The 25,475-nt window shown below is 72.6% G+C and carries 21 protein-coding genes; 5 read left to right on the top strand and 16 right to left on the bottom strand.

Features of this window, described 5'->3' with window-relative positions:
* Positions 1-125: 125 nt before the first annotated feature.
* The 3 genes from ACFY5C_RS12435 to ACFY5C_RS12425 form a co-directional block, all read right to left on the bottom strand.
* Complete coding sequence (locus ACFY5C_RS12435) at positions 126-1,466, bottom strand: carboxyl transferase domain-containing protein (protein ID WP_389443608.1); 1,341 nt, start codon at positions 1,464-1,466, stop codon at positions 126-128.
* A complete protein-coding gene (locus tag ACFY5C_RS12430) occupies positions 1,459-2,904 on the bottom strand; it encodes an acyl-CoA synthetase (RefSeq protein WP_389443606.1) in 1,446 nt (481 codons plus the stop codon). The genes ACFY5C_RS12435 and ACFY5C_RS12430 overlap by 8 nt, the downstream gene beginning before the upstream one ends.
* Before the next feature lie 129 nt (positions 2,905-3,033).
* Positions 3,034-4,416 carry an SLC13 family permease gene (locus tag ACFY5C_RS12425; RefSeq protein WP_389443604.1) on the bottom strand — a complete coding sequence of 461 codons (1,383 nt, stop codon included), beginning with the start codon at positions 4,414-4,416 and terminating at the stop codon, positions 3,034-3,036.
* A 183-nt stretch (positions 4,417-4,599) separates the two neighbouring features.
* Between ACFY5C_RS12425 and ACFY5C_RS12420 the strand changes: the two genes are divergently transcribed.
* Complete coding sequence (locus ACFY5C_RS12420; protein ID WP_389443602.1) at positions 4,600-5,313, top strand: FadR/GntR family transcriptional regulator; 714 nt, start codon at positions 4,600-4,602, stop codon at positions 5,311-5,313.
* Between the two features lie 21 nt (positions 5,314-5,334).
* On the opposite strand, the gene ACFY5C_RS12415 is transcribed toward ACFY5C_RS12420, so the two are convergent.
* Entirely contained in the window at positions 5,335-6,411 is a 1,077-nt protein-coding gene (locus ACFY5C_RS12415) for a MerR family transcriptional regulator (RefSeq protein WP_389443600.1), read from the bottom strand.
* Positions 6,412-6,543: 132 nt separating this feature from the next.
* Here ACFY5C_RS12415 and ACFY5C_RS12410 point away from each other — a divergent pair, with 132 nt between their 5' ends.
* On the top strand, positions 6,544-7,434 hold the full coding sequence (locus tag ACFY5C_RS12410; RefSeq protein ID WP_389443598.1) for a RimK family alpha-L-glutamate ligase: 891 nt from the start codon (positions 6,544-6,546) through the stop codon (positions 7,432-7,434).
* Here ACFY5C_RS12410 and ACFY5C_RS12405 read toward each other — a convergent pair.
* The 10 genes from ACFY5C_RS12405 to ACFY5C_RS12360 form a co-directional block, all read right to left on the bottom strand.
* Positions 7,431-8,030 (bottom strand): hypothetical protein, encoded by a 600-nt coding sequence (locus ACFY5C_RS12405; RefSeq protein WP_389443596.1) that lies wholly within the window; start codon positions 8,028-8,030, stop codon positions 7,431-7,433. The genes ACFY5C_RS12410 and ACFY5C_RS12405 overlap by 4 nt on opposite strands.
* On the bottom strand, positions 7,996-8,799 hold the full coding sequence (locus tag ACFY5C_RS12400; protein WP_389443594.1) for an FkbM family methyltransferase: 804 nt from the start codon (positions 8,797-8,799) through the stop codon (positions 7,996-7,998). Before ACFY5C_RS12400 ends, ACFY5C_RS12405 begins: the two co-directional genes overlap by 35 nt.
* The gene (locus ACFY5C_RS12395; protein WP_389443592.1) at positions 8,796-9,038 is read right to left on the bottom strand and encodes a Trm112 family protein; all 243 of its coding nucleotides are present in this window, start codon (positions 9,036-9,038) and stop codon (positions 8,796-8,798) included. The genes ACFY5C_RS12400 and ACFY5C_RS12395 overlap by 4 nt, the downstream gene beginning before the upstream one ends.
* Entirely contained in the window at positions 9,035-9,961 is a 927-nt protein-coding gene (locus tag ACFY5C_RS12390; RefSeq protein ID WP_389444119.1) for a hypothetical protein, read from the bottom strand. Before ACFY5C_RS12390 ends, ACFY5C_RS12395 begins: the two co-directional genes overlap by 4 nt.
* A 22-nt stretch (positions 9,962-9,983) precedes the next feature.
* Complete coding sequence (locus tag ACFY5C_RS12385) at positions 9,984-10,721, bottom strand: class I SAM-dependent methyltransferase (RefSeq protein WP_389443590.1); 738 nt, start codon at positions 10,719-10,721, stop codon at positions 9,984-9,986.
* Positions 10,718-12,313 carry a condensation protein gene (locus tag ACFY5C_RS12380; protein ID WP_389443588.1) on the bottom strand — a complete coding sequence of 532 codons (1,596 nt, stop codon included), beginning with the start codon at positions 12,311-12,313 and terminating at the stop codon, positions 10,718-10,720. Before ACFY5C_RS12380 ends, ACFY5C_RS12385 begins: the two co-directional genes overlap by 4 nt.
* Positions 12,310-17,001 (bottom strand): alpha-(1->3)-arabinofuranosyltransferase family protein, encoded by a 4,692-nt coding sequence (locus ACFY5C_RS12375; RefSeq protein WP_389443586.1) that lies wholly within the window; start codon positions 16,999-17,001, stop codon positions 12,310-12,312. The genes ACFY5C_RS12380 and ACFY5C_RS12375 overlap by 4 nt, the downstream gene beginning before the upstream one ends.
* Complete coding sequence (locus ACFY5C_RS12370; RefSeq protein WP_389443584.1) at positions 16,998-17,774, bottom strand: class I SAM-dependent methyltransferase; 777 nt, start codon at positions 17,772-17,774, stop codon at positions 16,998-17,000. The genes ACFY5C_RS12375 and ACFY5C_RS12370 overlap by 4 nt, the downstream gene beginning before the upstream one ends.
* A gap of 46 nt (positions 17,775-17,820) precedes the next feature.
* Positions 17,821-18,972 carry a glycosyltransferase family 4 protein gene (locus tag ACFY5C_RS12365; protein ID WP_389443582.1) on the bottom strand — a complete coding sequence of 384 codons (1,152 nt, stop codon included), beginning with the start codon at positions 18,970-18,972 and terminating at the stop codon, positions 17,821-17,823.
* Between the two features lie 217 nt (positions 18,973-19,189).
* Complete coding sequence (locus tag ACFY5C_RS12360) at positions 19,190-20,176, bottom strand: DUF3068 domain-containing protein (RefSeq protein ID WP_389443580.1); 987 nt, start codon at positions 20,174-20,176, stop codon at positions 19,190-19,192.
* Between the two features lie 200 nt (positions 20,177-20,376).
* Here ACFY5C_RS12360 and ACFY5C_RS12355 point away from each other — a divergent pair, with 200 nt between their 5' ends.
* Positions 20,377-20,529, top strand: coding sequence for a hypothetical protein (locus ACFY5C_RS12355; RefSeq protein ID WP_199830190.1), 153 nt, complete (start codon positions 20,377-20,379; stop codon positions 20,527-20,529).
* Positions 20,530-20,531: 2 nt separating this feature from the next.
* Entirely contained in the window at positions 20,532-21,815 is a 1,284-nt protein-coding gene (locus ACFY5C_RS12350; RefSeq protein WP_389443578.1) for a PucR family transcriptional regulator, read from the top strand.
* Positions 21,816-21,842: 27 nt separating this feature from the next.
* On the opposite strand, the gene ACFY5C_RS12345 is transcribed toward ACFY5C_RS12350, so the two are convergent.
* The gene (locus tag ACFY5C_RS12345) at positions 21,843-22,421 is read right to left on the bottom strand and encodes a DUF2269 domain-containing protein (protein ID WP_389443576.1); all 579 of its coding nucleotides are present in this window, start codon (positions 22,419-22,421) and stop codon (positions 21,843-21,845) included.
* A gap of 201 nt (positions 22,422-22,622) precedes the next feature.
* Between ACFY5C_RS12345 and ACFY5C_RS12340 the strand changes: the two genes are divergently transcribed.
* The gene (locus tag ACFY5C_RS12340; RefSeq protein ID WP_389443574.1) at positions 22,623-23,099 is read left to right on the top strand and encodes a hypothetical protein; all 477 of its coding nucleotides are present in this window, start codon (positions 22,623-22,625) and stop codon (positions 23,097-23,099) included.
* A 63-nt stretch (positions 23,100-23,162) separates the two neighbouring features.
* Here ACFY5C_RS12340 and ACFY5C_RS12335 read toward each other — a convergent pair whose 3' ends face one another.
* On the bottom strand, positions 23,163-25,316 hold the full coding sequence (locus ACFY5C_RS12335) for a TerD family protein (protein WP_389444117.1): 2,154 nt from the start codon (positions 25,314-25,316) through the stop codon (positions 23,163-23,165).
* Between the last annotated feature and the right edge of the window lie 159 nt (positions 25,317-25,475).

The raw sequence follows: 25,475 nt of genomic DNA, 5'->3' as shown, positions 1-25,475 counted from the left end.
CCCCGTCATCCCGCTACTCGTCGTCCGTCGAGCATGGCCATTGTTCCGGACGGCTGTCGGGGTTGTCCCGGTTTCCGGTCCCTCCCCGCCTCCGTGCCTGGCCCCGCCTCTCGACTCACCTCCCCCTACCCCTGGACGACTCCCCGGATCACCCCCAGCTCCACCAGATCCTGTGGCCGAATCCGGAGCTGATCCGCCGTCGCCTCCACCTCGTCCACCCCCCGCTTCAGAATCGCCGCCGCCAACTCCGGCGCGATCACCGAGAAGTAACTGTCGGGCGTCGCCCACGTGTTGCCCGGTGCCGCCAGTGCCAGCGCACCGCCCGAGCCGCCCTCGCCGATGACCAGCGTGGTGATCGGGACGCGGGCGCCGGCCACCGCGGCGAACAGGTCCGCGATCGCCGCGCCGACCCCCTGCCGTTCCGCCTCCGCGTCGTTGGCGGCGCCCGGGGTGTCCACCAGGGTGAGCACCGGGATGCCGAGCCGGTCCGCGAGGCGGAGCAGGCGGGTGGCGGTGCGGTAGCCGGCGGGCCGGGTGGCGGTGCCCAACTGGGCGGCGTAGGCGACCGTACGGCCGTCGTGGCTGCCGAAGCCGCAGCGGATGCCCTCGGGGTCCGTGCCGCCGCAGCGGTCGCCACTGATCGTGACGCGCGTGGTGAAGTAGGCGTCCAAGTAGGCCCCGGCGTGCGGGCGTTGCGGGGCACGCGCCCGCCGTACGGCCTCCCAGCCGGTGGCCGGCAGGTCGGGGGCGCCCAGGGCTCGGGGCACCGGCGCCTCCTGCGCGGGCGGTCCCGACAGCAGCCGCAGCCACCGCCCCAGCTCCTCCCGCAGCTCCTCCGGCCGGACCACCGCGTCCACCGCCCCCGCCGCCACCTGCGCCTGAGCCGTGTACGCCGCAGGGTCGGCGTCGGGCGGGCGGACCCGGGAGCCCGCGAAGCCGACCTGGGCGCCGGGCAGGGCCAGGGTCACGTCGGCGCCGGCGCCGAGGGTGGCCCAGCCGCCGCCGGTCGTCGGGTCCCGGAGCACCGCGATCTGCGCCAGCCCCGCCTCCCGGGTGAGCGTCGACTGCCGTGCCACGCGCTGGAGTTGGGTCAGCGCGAACATGCCCTCCTGCATCCGGCTCCCGCCCGTGGCGACCAGCGGGACGACCGGGAGGCGGTGGGCGCGGGCGTGGGTGTACGCCGACTCCAAACGGTCCCCGGTGCGTTGGCCCAGTGAGCCGCCCAGGAAGCCGAACTCGAAGGCCAGCAGCACGGCGCGGGTGCCCGCCACGCTCGCGGTGCCGCAGACGACCGACTCCTCCTCGCCGGTGCGTTCCGCGCCGCGCGCGCGTGAGTCGTCGTAGCCCTGCCAGTCGAGCGGGGCGTTCGGCCCGCAGTCCCTTGCCGGGTAGGCGAGTTCGGTGAAGGTGGAGTCGTCGGCGACCAGCGCGATCGTCTCGCGTGCCGACGGGCGCCGCTCAGTCATCGGTCAGGGCCCGCTTCATGATCTTCCCCATGTCGTTGCGGGGGAGGGCGTCGAGGTAGTGGACCCGGCGCGGTCGCTTGTGGGGGGCCAGGCGGGCGGCGACATGGTCCGCCAACGCGTCGGCGCCCGGCGGTGATTGGGGATCGGCCGGCACGATCCAGGCCACGATCCGCTCGCCCAGGTCGGCATCCGGTTCGCCGGTGACGGCGGCCTCCCGTACACCTGGGTGCTCGAGGAGCGCGTTCTCGATCTCGCCCGCCCCGATCTTGTAACCCCCGCTCTTGATCAGGTCGGTGGCTTTGCGGCCGACGATCCGGACGTAGCCGTCGGGGTCGCGCACCGCCATGTCACCGGTGCGGAACCAGCCGTCCTCGGTGAACGCGGCAGCCGTCGCGTCGGGGCGGCCCAGGTACTCGGTGAAGAGATTCGGCCCGCGCACCTGGATCTCGCCCACGGTCTCGGCGTCGTACGACGTGATCGGCGTCCCGTCCTCCTCCACCAGCCGCAGCTCCACACCCGGCAGCGGCACGCCCACCGCACCGGGCCGCGGCTCGCCGTCCGCGCGGACGCTGGTGTTCATCAGCGTCTCCGTCATGCCGTACCGCTCGATGACCCGCTGTCCGGTCGCGGCCGTGATCCGCTCGTGGTCGTGCACGGGCAGGGCCGCCGAGCCGGAGACCAGGAGGCGGGCCTTGCCGAGCGCCTGCGCCAGCCCCGGGTCCTCGGGGAGTGCCTGGGCGATGCGGTGGTACATCGTCGGCACTCCGAACAGCATCGTCGCGCCGTCGTTCAGCTCGCGCGCGACGCCGTCCGTGTCGAACCGGCCGAGGTGGCGCACGGAACCGCCGCGGCGCAGCGGGCCGAGGATGCCGAGGACCAGTCCGTGCACATGGAACAGGGGCAGGCCGTGCACGAGAGTGTCGTCGCCGGTCCACTGCCAGGCGTCGGCGAGCGCGTCCAGGGTGGCGGTGATCGCCCGGCGGGGGATGACCGCGCCCTTGGGCGGGCCGGTGGTGCCGGAGGTGTAGACGACGAGGGCCGGATCACTCTCGCCGGCCTGCTCGGCCGGACGGGGCGAGGCGGCCCGGACGTCCACGTTCACGCGCGCCAACTCGGTGACCTGTGTGGGGAGTTCATCGCCGGGTGCGGCGAGTACGAGACTCGGCGTGCTGTCGGACAGGATGTGGCCCAGCTCCTTCTCTCCCGACTTCGGGTTGAGCGGTACGGCGGCGATCCCCGCCTCCAGCGCCGCGACCACGGCGACAGCGGTCTCCAGGGTCGGCGTCGCCCACACGGCGACCCGGCGCTCGCCCGCGATCCGGCCCGCGAGGGCGCCGGTCGCGGCGGCGAGCTCCGCGTACGTCAGGGCCCGGTCACCGAACCGCAGGGCAACTCGCCCCGCTGGACCGGCCGTCAGGGCCGGGAAGAGAGAGGACACGTGTCGTACTCCTTAGCTGTCTCTGCCTGTTGTCGCCTGGCCGCCTGGCCGCCTGGCCGCCTGGCCGCCTGGCCGCCTGGCCGCCTGGCCGCCTGGCCGCCTGGCGCGTCGTGCACGGGGGTCTACGACCTACCCCCAGCCCGGCACGACCAGCACCAGCCACACCACCGCGGGCACCGCCGCCACCACGATCCCTCCGTACACCATCAGCTGCCGGAAGAAACGCTCACGGTCGACGTCCGGTGCCGCGGCCAGTACCAGCGCTCCGTTCGTCGAGAACGGGCTCACGTCCACGACGGTCGCCGACACCGCGAGCGCCGCCACCATGCCGACCGCCCCGATCTCGCCCTGCGCCAGGAACGGCACGGCGAGCGGGATGAGCGCGCCCATGATGCCGACGGACGAGGCGAACGCCGACACGAGCGCGCCGATGTAGCAGAGCAGGACGGCGGCCAGCAGCGGCACACCGATGCCGCTGACGCCCTCGCCCGCCCAGGTGATGGTGCCCATCTCGTCCAGCACGCCGACGTACGTCAGCACGCCGCAGATCAGCAGCACAGTCGGCCAGGCGATCTCGCCGACCGCCTTGCGGCTGTCGTCCGGCCATACGGCGCTGAGGACGACGGCGAGAGTGATCGCGGTCAGGCCCGCGTCGAGGTCGAGGACGAGGACGGCGACGACGAGGGCTACCAGGGAGACGAGGGTGGCGATTCGGGGTGGGGTGAGGAGGAGGGTGGGGGTGGGGGTGGTCTCGCGGGTGACGGTTGCGGTGGTTGTGGGGGAGGTCTGGGTGTCGGGTTCTGTCGTCGTCCCCGTGCCGCTTCGCCGTGGCTGGTCGCGCACGCGCGGCGGTAGCCGCACATCGATCGCAGCCCCGCGCCCCTTTCCGGCGTCCTGCTCGCCCTCGCGCCACAGGCGCACTCCTCCACACACCACGAAGACCACGGAGGCGATGACCAGGTTGGCGAGAAGCGAGGCCAGGAACAGCGTGACCTCGTTGCCCGGCAGCTTCTCGCGTTCGACGATGCCGTTGACGATGGACCCGTAGATGCTGATCGGTGAGAAGCCGCCGGCCTGGGCGCCGTGCACGACCATCGCGCCCATCAGCAGCGGGCTGATCCCGTAGCGGGCGGCGAAGCTCAGTGCGACCGGCGCGACGATCGCGACCGCGGCCGGGCTCACGGCACCGATCGCGGTGAGGGCGCCGGTGAGGGCGAACATGACCCAGGGGATGAGCGCCACCCGGCCCCGGACGAGCCGGATCGAGGCGTGCACCAGCCAGTCGGTGGTGCCGTTGGAGCGGGCGATCGCGAAGAGGTACGTGACGCCGACGAGGACGACGAAGAGGTCGCCGGGGAAACCGGCGAAAATGCCGTCCGTGTCGAGGTCGGCGACGAGGGTGCCGACCGCGAAGGCGGCGGCGAAGGCGAGCGCGCCCATGTTGATCGAGCGGGTGGTGGCGATGACGAACACCACGGCGAGGACGAGGATCGAGATGAGTTCGGGGGACATGCGGGCTCCCGTCTTTGGGTCCCGAGCGATGGAATGAGTGGACGAGTGGCTGAGCCAATTGGGGCGCCTGGCTGGTTAGCGTGGGCGCGCTCGGCGGGCGCGTCAAGGGGTCGCGCATGAATTGGCTCAGCCACTCGTCCACTTGGGGTGCCGGTGTTACGCTCCCGACGAGAGGGGGACCCCGTGACCGACGCCCTGCGCCCCATGGCCAAGCAGCGCCTGTACGAGCAGGTGCTCGACCGGCTGCGGCAGTACGTCACCGAGGGCGGCCTGCGTGCCGGTGACCGTCTGCCGCCCGAACGGGACCTGGCACAGCGGCTGGGTGTCAGCCGGGCCTCGGTGAAGCAGGCCATCGTGGTCCTGGAGGTCCAGGGCCTGGTGGAGGCGCGGCACGGCGGGGGCACGTATCTGGTCCGCGACAGCCTCGACGCGGAGCCCGTCGAGAAGCTGGTCGAGCGCCGCAGGCGCCTCCCGGACGTACTGGAGGCCCGCGAGGCGCTGGAGACGAAACTCGCCGAACTGGCCGCGGAGCGCCGTACGGACGAGGACCTCGCGGCGATGCGGTCGGCCCTCGCGCACATGGCCGAGGAGATCGCGGGCGACGGTCACGGCGTGGAGGGTGACCGCCTCTTCCACGCCGCGGTCACCGCCGCCGCCCACAGCAGCATCCTGGCCGAGTTCATGCGCTCCATCGCCGACCAGATCGCCGAGAGCCGCACGGAGTCGCTCCGCCAGCCCCACCGCCCCGCCCGCTCCCTCGCCCAGCACCAGGCCATCCTGGACGCGATCGCCGACCGGCGGCCCGGGCGGGCGGCCGCGGCCATGCGCCGCCATGTCCGCACGGTGGCGAAGGTGCGGTTGCTGGACTGGGAGCCGGAGGAGGAGCGGGAGCCGTAGGTTGTGCGGCCCGGCGTTGCATCAGACCGCCGGCTCCACCACGTCCGCCACCACACAGCTCACGTTGTCCGGCCCGCCCGCCTCGTTCGCCGCGTCGATCAGGGCATGTACGGCGGTGTCCGGCGACGGGGCGGTGGTGAGGAGGTCGCGGATGCGCGCGTCGGGGACGACGGTGGACAGGCCGTCGGAGCAGAGCAGGTAGCGGTCACCGGGCTCGGCGTCCTGCAGGCGGAGGTCCGGGGTCGCCGGGGCGGCCGGGGAGAGGGACTTCAGGAGCAGGGCGCGTTGGGGATGGGTGGTGGCCTCCTCCGGGGTCAGACGGCCCTCGTCGATCAGGGACTGCACCACCGTGTGGTCGTCGGTGATGCGGAAGAGCGCACCTTCGCGGAGCAGATAGGCGCGGGAGTCGCCGATGTGGACCAGGGCGAGGCGGGAGCCCGTCCACAGGAGGGCCGTCAGGGTTGTGCCGGTGTCGTCGCCGGCCGCGTCCCGGACCGCCTCCGTGGCGCCCCGCACCGCCTCCTCCAGCAGGTTGAGCACGTTGCCCGCCGGGAGCTCGGCCGTGTCCAGGAAGCGCAGCGCCGCCACGGCCGCGCTGCTCGCGGGCAGGCCCGCCGGACCGAAGCCGTCGGCCACCGCGAGCAGCCGGGTGCTCGCATAGGCGGTGTCCTGGTTGGCGGGGCGGACGCGGCCTCGGTCCGAGTGCGCGCAGTAGCGGAGTTCCAGCATGGTGGTGTCCTTCCTCGACGGTGTCGCCAGATGGTTGATCAGGAACTCGGCGAGGTCCCGCCGTTCCGCTGTCTCCGCCTCCACCCGCGCCCAGTACGCGCGGATCTCCCGGGCGGCATCCCCCGGCCCGAGCCCGCGTACCCCGCGGATCCGGGTCAGCGGCATGCCCAGCCGGCGCAGCCACGCCACCAGGCGTGCCTCCTCCAACTGGGCCGGCGCGTAGTAGCGGTACCCCGTGTCGGGGTCGACCCGGGCCGGACGCAGCAGGTCCAGCTCGTCATAGAGCCGCAGGGCCTTCGGCGAGAGGCGGCAGGCCTTGGCGAAGGCTCCGATCGTGAGCAAGCCCTTCGTCGGCGGTTCCATGTGCATTTCCGACCCCCTGAGGTTCCTTGCACCGAGGCTGTGGCTTCACCAAAGGTGAAGGTCAAGCGGGCTGTCCCGGTTCCGGATGCGCTTGTTAGCCTGCGCATCGAACAACCGTCCTGACCGGAGGAACCCGCCGTGGCCCGCACAGCCCTCGTCACCTGCCGCCCAGGCCCCGACGTCAGCGTCGACAGCGACCTCCCGGTGCTGGTGCGGGCGCTGCGGGAGGCCGGGGCCGAGGCGGAGTCCGTGTACTGGGACGACGAGCAGGTCGACTGGAGCGGGTACGACCTCGCCGTGATCCGCTCCACCTGGGACTACAGCTGGCGCGCGGCCGAGTTCCTGGCCTGGGCGGAGCGCTGCGGCAAGGCCACCCGGCTGGCGAACCCGGCCGAGGTGGTGAGGTGGAACGCCGACAAGCGCTACCTCGGCGACCTCGCCGCGGCCGGGGTGCCCGTGGTGCCCACCCGCTACTTCGCGCCCGGCGCAACCCCGAGCGCCGCCGGCCTCCCCCTCGGCGACGAGTACGTCATCAAGCCGACCTCCGGTGCCGGAGCCCGCTTCGCCGCCCGGTACACGCCCGACGAGCACGACACTGCCGTACGGCACCTCACGCGCATGCACGCCGAGGGGCTCACGGCGATGGTGCAGCCGTATGTGAAGGGCATCGACGTCAGCGGGGAGCGGGCCCTGCAGTTCTTCGGCGGACGCCTGCTGCACGCCAGCCGCAAGGGCGCCGTCCTGACCCCCGGCACGCCGTACGACGAGCGCAAGGTCGCCCACCCCGGCCTCGAACCCTGGACCCCGACCCCGGCCGAACTCGCCGTCGCCGAACGCGCCCTGGCCGCCGTACCGCACACCGCCGAGCTGCTGTACGCGCGTGTGGACCTCGTCGACGGGGAGGACGGGCCGGGCGGGCAGCCGCGGGTGATGGAGCTGGAGCTCGTCGAGCCGAATCTGTTCCTGTCGCTGCACCCCGGGTCGGTGCCCGGGGTCGTGGAGGCGATCCTCGCGGCGGCCGTCGGCTAGCCGCGGACCGCCACCCGCTGCAACAACCCCCAGCTGAACTCCGCGACCACCTCCCGCCGCACCCCCTCCCCGTCCGGCGCCGCGAACGCCAGCCCCCACCGCGTCGGGGCCGTCCCCTCCAGGGGCCGGGCCGGGGCGAAGGCGCGGGCCGCCTCGTCGACCGTGCAGGACCAGGGGGTGAGGTCGGACAGGGTTCGCAAGGTGGGGGCCTCGGCTCCCGGGGCGCGGACGAGCCACTCGTTCCACGCCGCCCCGTTCGGGGCGAGCAGCACCTCGAAGCGCAGGTCGGGCCAGAGCGGGACCGGCCACAGCCAGGCCTCGCACTCCAGGTCGCCGACCTTGCGGGTGATGACCGAATCGGGCGCGCCCAGCACCGAGCGGTAGCGGGAGGCGGCCCCACGTGCTCGCGGGGAGCGGACCATCGCCTGCCAGCGCCGGTTGGCCTCGCGCATGTCGGCGATCGAGACGCCCAGCTCGTGGCGGGCGCTGTCCACCAGGTCCGGGTTGTGGTCGGCCATGCGGCGCAGCAGCACCAGCTGGAAGTCGAGCGGGGTGAAGGGGCTAGCGGGGTGCTTTCCGGAGGGCATGCGGTCCATCGTCGCCCACGGGGCGGCGGCCGTCGGGAAGGAAGAGGACCGAATTGACGTATCGCGGGCCTCGGAACGGCAGCACCCGGCGCAGCAGGCCGTGGGTGACGACGTGGGCGGCCTCGGCTTGGTGGGCCTCCAGCGGGAACGCGGACAGGGGGATCCAGTCGCGGCCGGGCAGGACCCAGCCGTCGTAGCCGAGCAGGGAGAGATATGTCAGCACCGGGGCGATCGGCTGGATGCGGGACTCCAGCTCGACGAACAGGGCGGGCCGGTCACGCGCGAGGATGCCGGTCGCGCCGCGCAGCACCGCGAGCTCGCTGCCGTCCACGTCCACCTTGACGAACCCGACGTCCTTGAGGCCGAGTTCGTCGAGGGTGACACAGCTGACCGGGAGGGCCGTGGCATGGATGTTCCGGCGGACCAGGGAGGACACCCCCCGGTCGCCCGCGTCGTGCGGCGGCAGCCAGAGCCGGGCCGCGCCGGGGCGCTCGGCCGCCGCGGCCTGCACGACCCGGACGTTGGGCGGGGCCGTCGCGGCGAGGAGCCGCGCCAGGTGCGGGACCGGTTCCACGGTCACCACCCGGCGGGCCCTTCTCGACAGCCGCCGCGTCCACGGGCCGTACCACCCGCCGACGTCCACGGCCGTCCCGCACCCGGCGGGACACAGCTCCGCCAGCCGGGCCAGCTCGGGCTCGAAGCGCGGGTACACGGCCCGGGCGACGGCGGCGACCAGGCGGGTGGGCAGCAGTGGGGCGATGTTCGCGGCCAGGGTCATGGGACCATCCGCCTGAGCAGTTCCTCGTGTTCGTCGTCGGAGACCTGCTCCCCGGAGGCCGGCAGCAGCTGCGGGATGCCGTCCACGATCGGGTAGCGGCGGTGCAGGCGCGGGTTGTAGAGCGCCTCGGCCGCCGCCTCCTGCTCCGCCCTGCCCGGTCCCTCCGGCGCGACGAGGTGCAACGGCCCCTTGTCGAGCGGGCACGCCAGGATCTGGAGCAACGGGTCGTCGGGCTTCATGGTGGGGTCAACTCCTTGGCGCCGATGGAGGGTTGGGGAGAGGGTGCGGCCGGTGGGTCATGCCTGGGCATCGACAGCAGTACGACGACGGCGAGCGCCGTACCCGCGACCCGCAGCGCCAGCCGCAGCGGTTCCTCGGGCAGCGCCTCGCCGAACGACAGCGTGCCGAGTACGGCCGTGTACAGGCAGGTCACCGTCGTGCACACCGGCACGATCAGCGAGGCCCGGCAGCGTTGCAGCGCCGCCTGCGACATGACCAGCCCGAACGCGCCGGTGAACAGGAGGAGGTACGGGTACGGGGAGCGCAGCAGATCCAGCACGGCGCCGCCGATTCCGCTCGTCGTCAGGTAGCTCGACACGCCCTTGATGGCCAGCGAGCTGACCCCGTACAGCAGCCCCACCGCCACCCCGTACTCGACGCCGGTCGTCGGCAGCCGGTGCCGGTGCCGGGCCCTGCGCTCGGCGGAGTTGTACAGCCACACGCCCGCCGCCAGTGAGGGCACGCACACCAGCAGGATCAGCGGATACGGGGCGGCCCGGCCGACGGCCTCGGCGCCGCCCGGGCCCTCCCGCAGTGACAGCACGACCATCAGCAGCGCGGCGAGGATCGCGCCGAGCGCGTACCGCTCCCGCCCGCTGGTCTCCTCGCCCAGCAGCCGTGCGGAGAGCAGCACGAGGAGCACGAGCCCGGAGACGAAGATGCCCTGCGCGGCGGCGATGGGCAGCGTGCGGTAGACGACGAGCTGCGCTCCGAAACCGGCGGCGAGGGCGAGCGAGCCGCCGATCCACAGCGGACTGCCGAGCACCAGCCGCAGCAGCCGGGCGGGTTGCCGGATGCTCACCTGCGGAAGGGAGGTGAGCGCCCGTTTCTCCAGGACGAAACCGAGGCTGTACAGGGTGTTCGCCATCAGGGCCGCGGCCACTCCCCACCACATGGTGAGCCCCCTAGGTCCGTCGTGCGTGCAGCAGCAGGATCGACGCGAGCGGCGGTCTGGCGCAGGCCAGCCGGTCCAGGGGGCGCAGCGGGCGCGGTACGCCGTGGAAGGGGGCGCCCGCGAGCCGTACGACCTCGAAGCCCGACGCGGCCACGAACTCCCGTAGCGCACGGGCGGTGTAGAGCCGCAGGTGCCCCACGACCTCCCGCCCCGGCCGGCCGTGGATGCCCCGCAGGCTCACCTCGGAGAACACCGGCTGCACCCCGGCCAGCAGCAGGCCGCGGTTGTACCAGGCGGCGAGGTTCGGGGTGGAGAGCATCAGGTGGCCGCCGGGACGCAGCACGCGGCGGATCTCGTCCAGGGCGGCGTCCGGGTCGACGAGGTGCTCGATCACCTCGCTGAACAGCACGGCGTCGGCCGAGCCGGTCCGCAACGGCAGCCCGCCGTCGGTGAGTTCACCGCGGACGGCGTACGGGATCCGGGTGCGGGCCCGGCGCAGGGCGTCCTGGGACCAGTCGATGCCGACGATGCGGTGGCCGGGGAGGCAGGGGGCGGCGGTGGCCGCGGCGGTGCCGTCGCCGCAGCCGATGTCGAGGATCGTGGCCGTCCGTTCGGCGGACGCCGGCCCCAGGGCCTCGGCGAGCATGCGTGCCTGACGGCGGCTGCGGGGGGTGCCGGAGGCGACGGGGACGGCGGGGTTCTCGTAGAAGTCGCGCAGTTCGGGGGGTTTCACGGGCGAGGTCGTCACGGGGTCACCTCCGTGCTGTGCAGGTAGTGCTCGAAGAGGTCCCTCAGGTGGGCGCCGTCGCCGTGGCTGAGCAGGGCGCGCGACCAGCGCAGGGCGAGGTGGAGGCGGCCGGCGGTGGAGGCCGTGGTGACGGTCAGGCCGCGGGGCATCCGGGCGGGCGCCGAGAACCACACGGCGTGCGCGCGGCCGGCCTCCTCGCCGAAGTCCAGGGGGTACGGGATGCGGCCGATGTTGCTGAGCAGTGTGGTCGAGGTCCAGGGCGCGGCGGCTCTGCGCAGGCCGCGGGTGAGGGCGGCGCGGACTCCGACCGGCGCCCAGGGGGCGGTGAGGAGGGAGGCGCCGTGGCCGAGTTGGGGGCGGGGCAGGGACTTGAGGGCACGGGTGCGGGTGGCCGTGCGGTGCAGCAGGGCGGGCATGTCGTCCGGGCCGTGAGCGGCCAGCTCGGCTGGGCTGAAGGGGACTTCCACGAGCCGGGTGCCGTTGCCGATGGGCATGGTGGCGTCACGCGGGCGGTCGTCCACGGGCATGGTGATCCGCAAGGGGCGGGGGTGGGCGCCGTGCTCGCGGTTCCAGTGGGCGATGGTCAGCGCGGTGGTGACCATCAGCTGGTCGTTGACCGTGTAGGGGGAGCCCTTGGGGCGGTGCGGGAGCGGGAGTTCGGTGACGAGCATGCCGTTGCCGGGGGAGGGTTCGGGGGTGCCCTGCGCCACCCGTGCGGGGTGGGACCAGTTGGAGGGGGCGTCCTCGGGGAGCGGGGGCACTTCAGCAGTGGTGCGGGTCGGGGGTGCGGCGGGGGAGTTGTCCTTGCCGCTGTAGAGCTCGGCGGCGGTGGCCAGCACGCGGAGGCAGGCTGGGCCGTCGAGGGCGGTGTGGTTGATGGTGAGGAAGAGGACGGTGCCTTTGGGGCCGGGGCCGGGGCCGGGGCGTTGGCCGGTGCCGGGTCGGGGCGCTTGCCCGGCCCGGCGAGGTGCCGCCGGCTGGGGGGCGGGAGTTGCTGCGGCGGCACGGGTGCCCGGGGTTGTGGCGGCTCCGGATCCCGCGGCCGCGGTGGCGTGAGTGCCGGCGCGTGCGGCGCCGGGGGCGCCTGTGCCTGCGGCGGCGTGAGTGCCCGCGGCTGCGCTGGTGCGGCTGCCCGCAGCCATGCCGGCACCGACGGCGTCCGTCGCCTCGCTGCCCTCCACCGGCCCCGGGCCCTCCACCACCTCCAGCCGTATCGGCGGCGACAGCGACAGCGGCGGTGCCTGGGTCAGGGCGCGCGTGCGTGCGTCCCGCAGGGCGTCACGTCCCGGCGCCGGAAAGCTCACCACCTCCACGTCCGGTTCCGCCGTCAGCTCCCACTCGTACCGACGCCGGTACCACCGCGCCGGCGCCTCCCGCATGAGGATGCGTGGATGCCGGCGCAGGGCCTCCGAGAAGGCCGTACGCAGTCGCCCCGCGTCCAGCGGCCCCGGCAGATGGACCTCGATGTGCACCGTCTCCGGCTCCTCCTCCTGGAGGCAGTGCCGGGCGACCTCGTCCACGACGGGGAACGGCACGCGTGCCGGCGGCCGCAGCGGACCTTCGGCGCGTGCGGGCTGCTGCAGTGCGGTCATGTGGCTTCGCCCTTCCCGGTCTTCCCGGTGTCGTCGGACTCCGGCGGGGTCTCGGGCCCGGTCGCCTCCAAGCGCGGTTTGCGGGGTGCGATCCGCGCGGTCGGCGGATCCGGAACCGCGCCACCGGGACCGCGCGCGGAGACGGTCGGCCCCGAGTCGCCACGGCCCGTCGGCCCGGGAGGCTCGGTCCCCATGGGACTGCGGCCCCGCTCCCGCTGCGGCAAGGGGCGAGGAGGCGCTGCCGGTGCGGCGGACTCCGGCCCGGCGCCGTCCCCGTCGACCGGCGGCAGCACGGCCGTGTCGCCGGGCCGGCCGGATCCTGGGCCGGAGACGCCGGGTGCCGCCGGATTGCCCGCTGCCGCTGGGCCGCCGGCGCCCCCTCCCGGGCTGCCGGGGCTTGTCGGCCCTCCCGGGCTGCCGGGGCTTGTCGGCCCACCCGGGCCGCCGGCGAATCCGCCCGCCGCTCCCGGCCCGGCGGCGAATCCGCCCGCCGCTCCCGGCCCGGCGGCGAATCCGCCGGTGCCGCCCAGACCTGCCGGCCCACCCGAGCGGCCCGCTCCCTGAGCTGCCGCCGCCGACTCCCGGACCCCCACCACCCCGGCGAACAGCCCGATCAGCGCCAGCAGTTGGGCCACCGGCCCGAAGGCGCCCACCTGCGCACCCACCGGCTCCCCGGCGCCGACCGCCGCCGCGATTCCCGCTCCCGCAAGGGCCACGAACGCGATCGGCACGAGCAGCGCATGCCTGCGCCAAGCCACCAGCGCCAGAGCCGGTACCAGCAGGGCGAACCAGCCGGCGATGAGGACGCCCACCACCGTCACGGCCACTGTGCCGAGCCACAGGCCGGGCAGCGGCGGGACGGGCTGCGGCTCGTCCGGGTTCGGTGCGCGGCGGCGCCACAGGGCCAGCCCGGCCAGCAGCGCGATCGCGACCGCGCTGCCGATCAGCCCGCCCTCGTACATCACCGCCGGCTCGTACGACAGCTCGACCGTGCCGCCGGCGCCCGCCGGGATCCGCCAGCCCTGTTGCCAGCCGTCCAGCCGTACCGGCGTCAGCTCCTTGCCGCCCAGCGTCGCGTGCCAGCCGTCGTTGAAGTTCTCGTACGTCGTGAGGTAGCTCGCCGCGCCCGACCCGACGGTCACCGCGCGCCGGTCGCCGAGCCAGTCCCGTATGCCCAGCTGACGCCCGGTGGCCGAGGCCTCGGAGACCGTGCCGCGCGTGAGTGTCACCGCGGTCAGCGTGAGCGGCCCCGCGTCTCCGCCCTCCACCCGGTGATCACCCGCCGACAGCTGCAGCTCGGTGTCGTCGCGCCCCTGCTGACAGAGCGTCACATCGACCTGGCGCCGCTCCATCAGGTCCCGTACCGTTCCGCGCACGCTCGTCCGGTACAGCTCCCCGTCCACCGCGACCACCGGCCCCTTCCCGCACGGCAGCGAGAACGGCCGGGACTCCCTGGGCTTCGGGGTCCGGTACTGGTCGAGGGCCGGGATGTAGGCCTCCGTCAGGCCCACCGGCAGCCGCAGGTCCTCGTCCACCATCGGGTTGTAGAGGGTGAGCGGGGCGGTCTCGGTGATGGTGATGTCCAGCCGGTCGGTAGTGATGGGCGGGAAGCGGACCCAGCCGTTCTCGTCGACCCCCGCGATCACCGCACCGTCCGGCGAGCTGATGTGCACCACGGTCGGACGCGTGGCCAGACCGCCCGCCGGCGCCAGCACGATCTCCCCCACGGCCTGCTTTCCGGGCCAGCGCAGGTGGACGGTGGGCCGGTCACCGGCGATCCACGCCGTGGTCAGGTCGCCGTCGGTGAGGTTGCGCGGCGAGAGCCCCGCCCCGAGCCGCGCGGTGGAGTCGGCGGTGGCGACGATCCGGTTCTGCTGCTCCGGCGCCACCTCGTACAGCAGCCGGTCCAGCTCCTCACCCGCCACCGGCACCGCACTCGCCCGCATCTCGTACGTCCCCGCCGTGGAGGTCGTGAAGCGCCGGTGCAGGCCGGCCTCCGTGCCCGTCGGCGACAGGCCCGTGGGGTCGGCCGTACGGGACAGGGAGACGATCTCGGCGGCCGCCCCCGACTTCCCGGCGTCGGCGGGCAGCCGCAGCAGCCGGGTCACCTGTACGTCCGGCAGGTCTATCTCGGAGAAGCCCGCCCCGGTCAGACCGGGCCGACGGGACACGGAGTCCGTGATCGTCAGCTTCATCCAACTCGTCTCGCCCGCAGGCACCTTGACCGTCTGCGTCGTTCCGTCGGGCCGCAGGACGGAGCTCGCCGCCCCCTTCTCCGTCTCCACCCGCACCCGCGTCGCCGCCTCCCGCACACCCTCCTGCGGCAGCGGCCTGACCTTGACCGACGACGGCATGTCGTACGAGCCGCCCGCGAACGCGATCCGCAGCCACTCGCCGACCGGCGACCCCTCCGAGCCCTCGGTCCACGCCGTGTCCGGGTTGCCGTCGAAGGCGTTCACCGGATCGAACTGCGGGAGGTGGAAGAGCCAGCTGCCGTACGACGAGGCCGTCACCGACCGTGCGCCGCGCAGCTCGGCCACCGTCTGGTGGTCGAGGCCGGACGTCGGCAGGATCTGGTGCGGCTTCTCGCCCGCGTCCTGCGCGGCGTCGGGCGCGTTGCGCTCGCCGCGCGTGTACGTGTACGACGTGTTGGCGTTGACCAGCCCGAACCGGGTGTCAGCCCGCCGCAGCCCGTCACCGATCACCTGTACCGGAGGCGAGCCGAGCCCCGGGTGGTTGTCACCGGTCAGCACGCTCGCCCTGCCGCGCAGTTCGGAGGCCAGTGGCAGCAGCGCCTCCGGTCCGCCGGAGACGACGGCCGTGTCGGCGACCGGTTGCAGCCCGGCCTGGTGCGGACGCGGCACGTCCTGCCCGGCCGGCTTGTAGATCTCCACCGCCCGCTGCCGCGGATACAGCCCCTCCACCTGCAGCGGAGTGCCCGGGGCGATCGTCCCGCCGGTCGTGACCGGCCCGAGGCCCGTCACCCGCTCGTATCCGGACTGCTCCAGGGTCCGCTTCACCGTCGTGGTCGGCACGTGGCCGATCTGGTCGGGGTCGAGGTCGTTGCGGACGACCACGTAGTAGATCCCGGCCCGGCTCAAGTAGTCCGCCAGACCCGGCACTTGGCCGCCGCTGACCAGTGCCTGCTCCACGGCGTCCATCGCACGCCGGTTGCCGGGGGTGCCGAAGGGGACGTAGTCCCGCTGTGCCCAGCGCGAGTCGGCGAGGACGTCCAGCGGCTGGTCGATGGTCGAGCCCCAGGTGTGGATGCCGTGCGCGGTGGCCGGCACGACGAGGGCGCGGGCGTCCGGGGAGTACTTCTCCAGCCAGTCGGCCGTGGCCTGCCAGTGCTTGGGGATCTCCTTGAAGGACCCGGGGTTGAGGATCGAGCCGTTGAGGTACGGCCACATCAGCCCCGGCAGCACCAGCACGGCCGCGATCAGCGGCGCGAACCGCCGCCCCCGCACCGGCCGTGCCCCGCGCGCCTCGGCCGCCACACCCGCCAGGTGGGCGAGGCCCAGCACCAGCGCCAGGGCCAGCCCCGTCTGGAACTTGTAGATGTTGCGGAAGGGGACGAGCCAGCCGTCCAGCCAGTCCTGCACGACCCCGTGGAAGGGTGCCCCGAACGTCCCGCCGTACCCGGCGAGCAGGATCAGCGCGACCGTCACCACGGTCAGCACCAGCCACCGCCGCTCCGGCATGTCCCGCCGGGCCAGTCCCGCAAGGCCCAGCCCCGCCGCGAGCGCCGAGCCGACGATCACGACGACGGACGCGGCGACGGCCCATCCGGCCGGCAGCCAGGCCTCACCGAAGTGCAGATAGGCGACCCAGTTCCCGCCGCCGCGCAGCGCCTCCGTCGCCGCCATGGTCTCGGTCGTGGTCTGCGAACTCTCCACGTAGGGAAGGAAGTTCTCGCCATACGTGCCGAGCAGCAGAAGCGGGATCACCCACCAGGCGGTCGCCAGGAAGACCCCCGGCACCCACCACGCGATCAGCTTTCGCTGCCGTGGCCCGGGCGGCCGGGAGAGCAGATAGAGCCCGACGGGAAGCAGCGAGGCCAGGGTGGAGGCCGCATTGACGCCACCCATGAAGGGGATGATCAGGGCCGACCGCAGCGCGGCGACCCGCGCGGCATACCGCTCGTCGGTCAGCGGCAGCAGCACCCACGGCAGCAGGGCACCGGGCAGCGCGGCGGCCGACGTGGACCCGACGACGACGGTGAAGACGGGCCACAGCGCATACGCCACGGCCGCCACCAGCCGCGACGCACCGCTGCCCACCCGAAGCCGCTCGGCCAGCCGCAGCGCACCCCAGAAGGCCACCGTCACGATCAGCGACAGCCACAGCCGCTCCGCCAGCCACACGGGCAGCCGTACGACATCGGTCAGCCAGTAGAACGGCAGCATCGGCCACAGATAGCCGGAGTACTGATTCTGGATCCCGCCGAAACTGCCCTCGTCCTGCCACAACTGCCCCAGGTCGGCGAGGAACTGCCCCGGATCGACGGTCACACCCAGCTTGGTGTCGAAGGTCTGCCGCCCCGGCTGCACCGCCAGCAACAGCACGAACACCACGGCCCAGAACCCCAGCAGCCAGCGCCGCGAGCGCGGCTCCTCCGGCGGGCCCGAGGCGGGCGCGGAGGTGGGCACGGCTGCCGGGGGAGGAGCCTGGACCGTGGTCGTCGTCATGGTGGGCACCGCCTGAGGATGAGGAGGAGGTTCCAGGTGGCGAACTCGCGTATGCCGGGCACCTTCACGACGGTTTCCGCGAGGAACGGCCAGTAGCGGGAGCGCGCCGAGACGATCTCTACGTCGTCACGGGCGCGGACCTGACGCAGGGTGGCGCCGATGTGCACGGCGAACAGGTTCTCGCCGAGGGTGTGCTTGGGGGCCCGTCCGGTACGGCGCCGGTAGCGGGCGCGGGCCCGCTCGGCACCGAAGTAGTGCCAGGGGGCCCACTCATGACCGCCCCACGGGGACAGCCAGTTCGTGAACGACACGTAGATCAGCCCACCGGGGCGGGTCACCCGGGCCAGTTCACTGAGGAACGTCTGCGGATCGGCCACGTGCTCCAGCACATTGGAGGAGAAGGTGACGTCGGCGACGCCGTCGCGCAGGGGCAGCAGGTACCCGTCGGCGACGACGGCCCCTTCGGGCGGCTTCGCACCGAGTTCCGCCACGTCCGGCTCGAAGAGGTAGGCGTACGCACCTCGCCGCCGGAACTCGTCGGTGAAGTACCCGCCACCACCGCCGACGTCCACGACGGTACGGCCGGCGACGGGACCGTCGTAGGCCTCGACCTGATCGACGGCGTCACGGGCAAGCAGTGAATAGCAGGCCTCGGGATCGTCCTGCTCATGCAGGAACGCCCGGAAGAGAGCAAGGGACCGCCGAAAGGAGGGGTCCTTGGTAACTGGGGGTGGTGAAGCGCCCCGAAAGGGGCGCGGGGAACTGCGCGACAAGCCACGACGCACCGGCACTCGCGAGCCGGCCGACCCACTACGGCGTTTAGGCGTCACGGCGCACGGCCTCCGAGGCAACCGCCAGGAACTGCCGCACAGTCCGATCCCAGCGATACCGTGCGGCCCGATCCCGCGCGGCCTTGCCCATCAACTCCCGCCGATGCCCGGACAACGCGAGCGTGCACCACGCGGCCGCGAAGGACGATTCCCCGGCGGCGAGCACCCCCGTCTCCCCGTCCACGACGGAATCCCGCAGCCCAGGCACATCAAAGGCAATGGTCGGCGTCTCCCGGGTCGCGGCCTCGGTGACGACGAGCCCCCACCCCTCCACGGCCGAGGGATGAAGCAGCAGCCACGCCGCACACAGCAGCCGGTGCTTCTCCGCCTCCGACACATGACCGGCGAACTCGACTCCGGGCCCGGCAAGTTGCTCGAGGGACGCCCGCTCCGGCCCGTCCCCGACGATGACGAGCCGCCCTCCGGTCACGGGCCGCACCCGCTCCCACAACCGCAGCAGCAGGTCGATCCGCTTGTACTCGACCAGCCGTCCCACCGCCACGAACAGCGGCTCGGGCGAGCGGTCACCCAGGGGGCCGGGCTCCTCCACTCCGTTGTGCACGACACGGATACGTTCCCGGTCGACGCCGATCCCGCGCAGCGCCTGCGCGGTCGAGGGAGAGACGGCGACCATCAGACTCCGCTGCTGCGCACCGGTCAGCGCCCAGTGCTCCAGTCTTCGCCCGAGGCGGGCGGCAGGAGCCAGCGCCCCGCCGAACCGCATCTTCCACAGATCGGTGTGGACGTGGTTGACCAGGCACAACGTCGGCCCGCGATGCCAGAGGGGGGCGAAGTACGGCATCCCGTTGCAGACCTCGACCAGCAGATCGCAGTCACCGACCTGACGGGCGAAGGCGGACCGGGCACGCAGGTAGTGGCCGTAGGAACCGCCGGCGGACACGACCCGGTAGTCGCGGTAGGCCGCGGGGCCCCCGCACAGGAGGGTGACCTGGTGGCCGAGGTGGGTCAGGCCGTCGGCGAGGCGGTCGACCAGCAGCTCGGAGCCGCCGGCGGATCGGTTGCCCAGGTCACGGTGGGCGAGAAAAACGATTCGGCGCGGATGTGGGGGAAGCGCCGGAGGGTGCTGCTGCGACGCCCAGGGGAGAGTGGCGCGCAGCTGGGAGGGCACGTGCTGGGGCATGCGTGCTCCAACTCGTCTCAGGGTGCGGAACTCAGCGTGGGGGAGGGAGGGTTTGGGTTCCTGTGGGGAGTATCAAAGGTCCTGGACTGCTTACGGTCGTTGTGCGTGGGGTGTGGACAGGCTGTGTCCGGGTGGGGTTGGACAGTTTTCGCCTGCACGTTCGCCACGGCTACTCACCGACGTGACAATTTCGGGCTTTATTAGAGCTGACGTCACGTCACATTGTGAGCGAGGGCTGGGGCATCTCGACCGTACTGGGCGATTCAGGATGCTTCCGTCCTCGCACCACCAAAACGCCACCCACCACCGCAAGCACGAATCCCGCCCCGGCAGTCCCGATCGGCAGCGTCTCGCCCACCATGCGCAGCAGACCGCTGTCCCGCTTCGCCTGCCGTACGGCCTCCTTCTGCGTGGCCGTGGTGAACGCGATCTTCTCGCTGTCCAGCAGCACCGCCGCGTCCTTCTCGCCGCCGGGCGCCCGCAGGGTCCGGCGCGGGCCGGTCTGCGCGTAGATCACACGGCCGGTGGCCTGATCCACCACCAGCCTGAACCCGTGGTTGGAGTACCACTCCTCGGCCAGCACCTGCGGCCGGTCCGGCTCGTCGACGAGGGTGCCGGGGACGAGCCGGGTGCCGACCTTGCGGGGCGCGACCGTCCCGGTGAACCGGTATCCCGTGTAGCCCTGGATCTTCTCGGTGCCGTCGTACCGCAGGGTGATCGTGGTCCCGCCGGTGTTGTCCCACCACTGGTAGGAGCGTTTCTCCACGTCGAACGGGAACTTCAGGTACGCCTCGCCCTCGATGTACGGCGTCTCCTCGCAGCAGTGCACCGGTTTCGTCGTGCTGCGGTCCATCACCCAGCGGTGCGGGGTGAAGTCCAGTGCGTCGTGCGGGTCGGCGGCAGGCAGCGACTTGTCGGTGTCGACGGTGGTGATGACGTCCCAGACGGCGTTGCCGCTGCGCTCACTTTCCGCCACATTGCCGCGCACGCGCTGGGTGACGGTGATGTTCTGGTCCGGCACGGTCTCGACCTTGTCGGTGTCGAAGACGCTGCCGGTGCCTTTGTAGACGGCGGTGGTGTCGATGTCGATGGGGTTCACGGCGGCACGCGGGGCCACGTACCAGGCGAGCATGGGCGCCAGTACCAGCAGAAACGTGCCGAGGCCCAGCAGGATCAACGAGAGAGGTGAGGCTGTACGGCGCATCCGGCACTCCTGTGGGGTTGACGCGTGGTCGATGCCTGGCCGTTCTTGGGCCGGGAACCGTAGGGGTTCCCTTGACGAAGTGTCAATGTCTTGACGGGATGTCCCGGCTTGTCGAGACTGAAGCCGACAGGCAGGGGTCGGGTACAGGCTGGCACCACCGGGGTGGGACGACCTCCGGATGCAGAGAGGCTGACCCTGCGATGTCCAGACTGCTCGCCGCCGCGCTGACCGTCACGCTCGCCGCCGTACTCGCGGTGGGTGCCGCGCTCGGTGTCGTCGCGTTGCTGGAAGCGACTCCCGACCAGCCGAACACACCCTTGATCACGTATGAGCAAGCGGGCCAGGGGAGTTGACGATGGCCGCGCCCCGCTCCCCGGCAGTCACGGCTTCCCCTGCCGCCCCGGCTACCCCCGCCACCCAGGCCGCTCCCGCCCGCTCGGCCTGGCGTGACGTACCCCGCTTCCAGGTCCGCCGGTTCGCGGAGCTGGTCATGGCGGACGCCCCGGCCCTCGCCGAGCAGATCCTGCGCGAGATCCAGCGCGAGTACCCCCAACTGCCCGTCGTCCTCGACGAGTCGGGTGAGCCGATGGCCCTGGTGGGCATCCGGCGCGCGATCGAGGTCTTCGTCGAGCACCTGGAGAAGTCGGAGGGCCGCCCGACCGTACCGCCGGGCGTCTTCCAGGACTTCGGCCGCGGCGAAGGCTACAACGGCCGCTCCCTGGACTCGCTGCAGGCGATCTACCGGTTGGGCGTACGGCTGGCCTGGCGCCGTTTCGCCGAGATCGGCCAGCGCGTCGACATTCCGCCGCCCGCGATGTACGAGCTGGTGGACGCCGGCTACGAGTACCTGGACGGCCTGGTCGACCAGTCGGTGCGCGGCTATGCCGAGGCGGCGGCACGGCAGGCGGGCGAGCGGCTGCGTCTGCAACGCCGTCTGATGGAACTGCTGTTGGCCGAACACCACCGGGGCGATCCGGCGGATGCCCTCACGGAGCGTGCGGCCCGGATCGGCTGGCCGCTGCCCGAGAAGGTCGCCGTGGGCGTGTTACTGCGCCCGGCGCGGGAGGCGGTGGCGCCGGCGGTGGGGCAGGGGGTGCTGCTCGACATGGAGTACGAGCAGCCGCGCATGGTCGTCCCCGAGCCGGACGCCGGCGGCCGCCCCGAACTGCTGCACCGGGCCCTGACCGGCTGGTCGGGCGCGATCGGCCCCCCGGTGCCCCTCGCCGACGCGGCGAAGTCGCTGCGCTGGGCCGAGGCGGCCGTACGCCTGATGGAACGGCGGCTGCTGCCGGCCGGTGACGTCCTGTACTGCACCGAGCACACGGAAGCCCTCGTACTGTTGCAGCCCGAGGAACTGATCGACGACCTGGCGGTGCGGTGCCTGGCACCGCTGCAGCACTGCGGCCCCACGCATGGGCGGCGGCTGGCCGAGACGCTACTGGCCTGGCTGGAGACCAGGGGCGGGGCGCCGGAGGTGGCGGCCCGCCTGGGAGTCCACCCGCAGACGGTTCGCTACCGTCTCCGCCAGATCCGGGAGTTGTGGGGCGACGAGATGGACGACCCGGATCGACGGTTCGAGCTGGAGCTGGTGCTGCGGGCCCAGCGGCTGAGGGGGGCGCTGGGGGAGGCGCCGAGGTAGAAGGTGTTGGGTGCTCAGTACCTGCTGTCAGGCGGGCTGGCGGGCGGGGTCCGTGCGGTGGGGCGGGGTGCGGGTGGACGCGGCGCGCAGGCGTCGGCCTCGGCGGGTGAGTCCCCAGGGCTTGAGGATCGAGATCACCGTCATGAAGACGTACGCCGACAGCGACACGATCGGCCCGAACAGGACGTCACCGGCGTCGGGCAGCGGCCCGCCCGCGGCGACCGCCGCGACCGCGGAGTTCACGCCGGGGCGCAGCGCGAAGACGGTGGCGGTGGTCGTGCCCAGGGTCACCCAGAACTTGACGTAGACCCAGCGGTGCCGCGCCAGCCCCCACTGCGTGCCCAGTGCCAGCACGAGCCCGCTGAGCAGCGTGAGGAAGGCGACCGGCAGCAGGAGCCAGTCGGCGAACAGCTTCATGGCCCGCACGGACGCCTCCACGGTCACCGCGGACCCGGTGGTGCCCGCGGTGACGCCGAGCGCGAGCAGCCCGAGCGTGAGCCCGAGCCAGCCGGCGGAGGCGATGACATGGACGACGAGGGCGGCCCGGCGGGCGGGCCGGCTCAGTTTCCTTGACGACGCGGAAGACCTGGAAGAGGTGGAAGGCATGGACACCACCGTGCCGGGCCAGGTCGCCAAGGACGTCTGACGGCGGGAGTAACCCCGCGTACTGACGTCGGCGTACCCGGCGCCGCCCGCCCTGCTCCGTTCGCCGCGCGAGGGCGATGATTCCGGCCGCCGGGCCAGGTCATCACCGCAGTAGCGGGGATACGAGAAGAAGCGCCCCGCTTCCGAGCAGAGGAGTCCCTGATGCGCCAACCGTCACCCCACCCCGCCCTGCGACAGCTCGACGCCTTCGTCGGCGAGTGGGACCTGTGGGCCGTCGGCCGCAGCGTCGGCCCCTTCAGGACGGAGTTCGCCTGGCTGGAGAACGGCGCCTTCCTGGTCCAGCGCTCGGATGTCGTCCCGGAGACATCTCTCCCGGGCGAGTGGGGCCCGAACGCCCCGTTCCCCACCGTCTCCCTGATCGGCTACGACGACACCGCCGAGGAGTTCACCGCCCTCTACGCCGACGGCCGCGCCGTCGCCCGCACCTACCGAGCCACCATGACCGACCGCACCTGGCACCAGTGGCGCTCGGCCCCCGGCTTCCACCAACGCCTCACCGCCACCATCAGCCCCGACGGCAACATGATCGAGGGCCAGTGGGAGCAGTCTCCCGACGGTGCGCAGTGGACTACGGACTTCGACGTGACGTACGTCCGGACGGGGGCGGGGAAGCCGTAGGGCTGAGGGCCCGATCGAGGCGCTGCACCACGGGGGCCGTACCCGGACGGCCCCCGTCCGCACCTACGTACGCGCCGGCTCCTTCGGCGCGGCTCGTCGCGGGGCGGGCTGGTCCAGGTGGACCACGACCGTCGTGTAGAAGCGGTGTACCGCTTCGTCCACGCTGCGGATGAAGCCCGACTCGGTGTTGCCCCGGCTGCTCCCCATGCCCTTGAAGAGGGACAACCGGAAGCCGCTGATCGGGGTCGCCGTGTTCTTGGGGAGCAGGTCCGCCGGTTCGGGGCGTAGGCGTTCCAGGGTGCCGCGCGGACCGCCAGTCTCGCCTTCCAGCAGGGTTTCGACGTGCAGGTCCGCCGGTGCCTCGGCGAGACGGCGGACCAGGCGCTTGGCCCAGCTCAGGGGATAGCCTTGCTCGGGAGCGGGGATCTCGACGGACGTACGCAGCTTGCCGGTGCGCAGATCGGCGCCGATGGTCAGCACACCCGGGGCCTGCTCGACACGAAGCTCCGCCTGGAGCCGCCCCTCCAGACACAGTTGGTCGGCCAGCTGAATCCGGCGGGTTCCGTGATCGGTGCCACGCCTGGCGCGCTGGACGGGCAGGACCTTCTGCCCGAGTTCGCCGCCGAGCCTGAGACACACCTGGCGGATGAGCCGCTCCCAACTCTCGATCACTTCGAGGGAGCGCGGGTCACCCTGGCACAGGGTCTCGTCGCTGATGCCGTTGCGTACCGGCACCCAGGCGGAGCCCATGTTCTGGAAACCGTGGCAGCCGGAGTTCTCGTGCTGGAGGTACTGCAGCAGTTCCTCCAGCAGCCAGGTGCGCGCCGCATTGCCGACCCCTTCGTGCCGGATCAGCAGCTGTGCCTGGTAGGCCACTTCGGCCCACGACAGATGCCAGAGCGCCACCTTGTGCTTGCGCCGTCGGTCGATCTTGATGTCGACCAGGGGACTGCCCTCCAGCGCGACGTCGTTCGACACCGTGATCACGGCCTCGTAGCCGCGCCGGGCGGCGATGTCCATGTAGGCCTGCACCTGGTCGGCCTTGAGGGGGTTGCCGTTGGTCTTGGTCTCGACGAGGGCCGTCCACAGCTTGCCGGCGCGCTCGATGCGGATCACTCCGTCCGGGCGCCGAGGCGTGTCGCCATGCGGCAGGGACACCTCGGTGAATGTCTCCATCCGGCCGGAGGGTGCCCCGAACGCGGCCGTGAGGCGCCTGCCGAATCGTGGCACCTGGGCCATCACCGCCAACAGCACCGAGGTGGCGCGGGTCTCCCGTTCCCGGTCGCTCTTGAGCGCCGACACGGGAAAGAGCCTGGCAGGCCTCCAGGAGTCGTTCTCCGCCAGCGAAGTCCTGGTCACCTTGGGCAGGGTGACCTTCTTCTTCGCCGTACGCGGCCGCGAGGCCCGCACTGCAGGCTGCCTCGTCGGCTCGGTCTCGGCGCTCTCGGGGCGGCGGGGCGCAGGGATCGCCTCAAGCGTGCCCGGTGTGGTGGCCGGGGCCGCGGGGTCCGGCTGATCACTGCTGCTGCCCCCGGCCGGCGCCTCGACCGCCGTGACTGTTGTCTGCTGCTCACCGGGGGAGGGGGACTGGCACCCGGACGCGGGCTCGGATACGGCTCCGGACAGGGTTTCCGCCCCCGGGTCTTCCGCCCCCGCCTGCGCCGCTTCCACCTCGGCCGCGTCGTCGTCGATGTCGACCCCGAAGTCCGTCGCCAGGCCGGCCAGACCAGTGTCATAGCCCTGGCCGACGGCCCGGAACTTCCACTCCTCCCCGCGCCGGTACACCTCGCCGAAGATGATCGCGCTCACCTCGCCGGCGTCGTCGATGGCGAAGCGGAGGAGGCTCTCGCCGGCCGCGTCGGCCAGCCGTACCCGCAGGGCGTCCAGTTCTCCGAAGCGGGCTTCGCCGTACCGGCTCGCGGCCACGACGATGCGGTCGACTTCCGGCGGGACCGCCGTCAGATCGAAGCAGATCCGGTCTTCGTTACCGTCCTCCGTGGGAGTCTTCCCCAGGAGCTGCACGCTGCCGTCGGCAGCTACCGGGTTGTTGTAGAAGTAGAAGTCGGCGTCGCTGCGGACCTTTCCGTTCGTGTCCAGCAGTAAGACGGATACATCGGCGTCGCCCTCTCCGGTCGGGCTGACCCAGCCCAGGCTCACGATCACCGAGCCGACGTCTTCACTCAGCGCACTCAGGGCCACGTTCGAGCCCTTGGTCATTTCGCGCACACAAACCCCCCTATCGCTCACCTGGGGGCGTGCCGTATGCGGCCACCCCCGGCGCCTCCCCATGCGGCACAGTGTGACGTGCCGCACACGGGTAACGGTACTGGCCGTGCATCGCGCCTGCGGGGCTTTCCAGCCCGTCTGCGCAAGGCC

The organism is Streptomyces sp. NPDC012935, assembly GCF_042900345.1.
GTDB lineage: Bacteria > Actinomycetota > Actinomycetes > Streptomycetales > Streptomycetaceae > Streptomyces.
The sequence above is the reverse complement of the archived record's forward strand: the minus strand, read 5'-3'. Positions and strand labels throughout refer to the sequence as shown.

Bases quoted from the DNA above. Each gene is read 5' to 3' on its own strand.
- ACFY5C_RS12435 (WP_389443608.1), bottom strand. From the start codon at position 1,466: ATGACTGAGCGGCGCCCGTCGGCACGCGAGACGATCGCGCTGGTCGCC.
- ACFY5C_RS12425 (WP_389443604.1), bottom strand. From the start codon at position 4,416: ATGTCCCCCGAACTCATCTCGATCCTCGTCCTCGCCGTGGTGTTCGTC.
- ACFY5C_RS12415 (WP_389443600.1), bottom strand. From the start codon at position 6,411: ATGCACATGGAACCGCCGACGAAGGGCTTGCTCACGATCGGAGCCTTC.
- ACFY5C_RS12405 (WP_389443596.1), bottom strand. From the start codon at position 8,030: ATGGACCGCATGCCCTCCGGAAAGCACCCCGCTAGCCCCTTCACCCCG.
- ACFY5C_RS12400 (WP_389443594.1), bottom strand. From the start codon at position 8,799: ATGACCCTGGCCGCGAACATCGCCCCACTGCTGCCCACCCGCCTGGTC.
- ACFY5C_RS12395 (WP_389443592.1), bottom strand. From the start codon at position 9,038: ATGAAGCCCGACGACCCGTTGCTCCAGATCCTGGCGTGCCCGCTCGAC.
- ACFY5C_RS12380 (WP_389443588.1), bottom strand. From the start codon at position 12,313: ATGACCGCACTGCAGCAGCCCGCACGCGCCGAAGGTCCGCTGCGGCCG.
- ACFY5C_RS12375 (WP_389443586.1), bottom strand. From the start codon at position 17,001: ATGACGACGACCACGGTCCAGGCTCCTCCCCCGGCAGCCGTGCCCACC.
- ACFY5C_RS12365 (WP_389443582.1), bottom strand. From the start codon at position 18,972: ATGCCCCAGCACGTGCCCTCCCAGCTGCGCGCCACTCTCCCCTGGGCG.
- ACFY5C_RS12360 (WP_389443580.1), bottom strand. From the start codon at position 20,176: ATGCGCCGTACAGCCTCACCTCTCTCGTTGATCCTGCTGGGCCTCGGC.
- ACFY5C_RS12355 (WP_199830190.1), top strand. From the start codon at position 20,377: ATGTCCAGACTGCTCGCCGCCGCGCTGACCGTCACGCTCGCCGCCGTA.
- ACFY5C_RS12350 (WP_389443578.1), top strand. From the start codon at position 20,532: ATGGCCGCGCCCCGCTCCCCGGCAGTCACGGCTTCCCCTGCCGCCCCG.
- ACFY5C_RS12345 (WP_389443576.1), bottom strand. From the start codon at position 22,421: ATGCCTTCCACCTCTTCCAGGTCTTCCGCGTCGTCAAGGAAACTGAGC.
- ACFY5C_RS12340 (WP_389443574.1), top strand. From the start codon at position 22,623: ATGCGCCAACCGTCACCCCACCCCGCCCTGCGACAGCTCGACGCCTTC.
- ACFY5C_RS12335 (WP_389444117.1), bottom strand. From the start codon at position 25,316: ATGACCAAGGGCTCGAACGTGGCCCTGAGTGCGCTGAGTGAAGACGTC.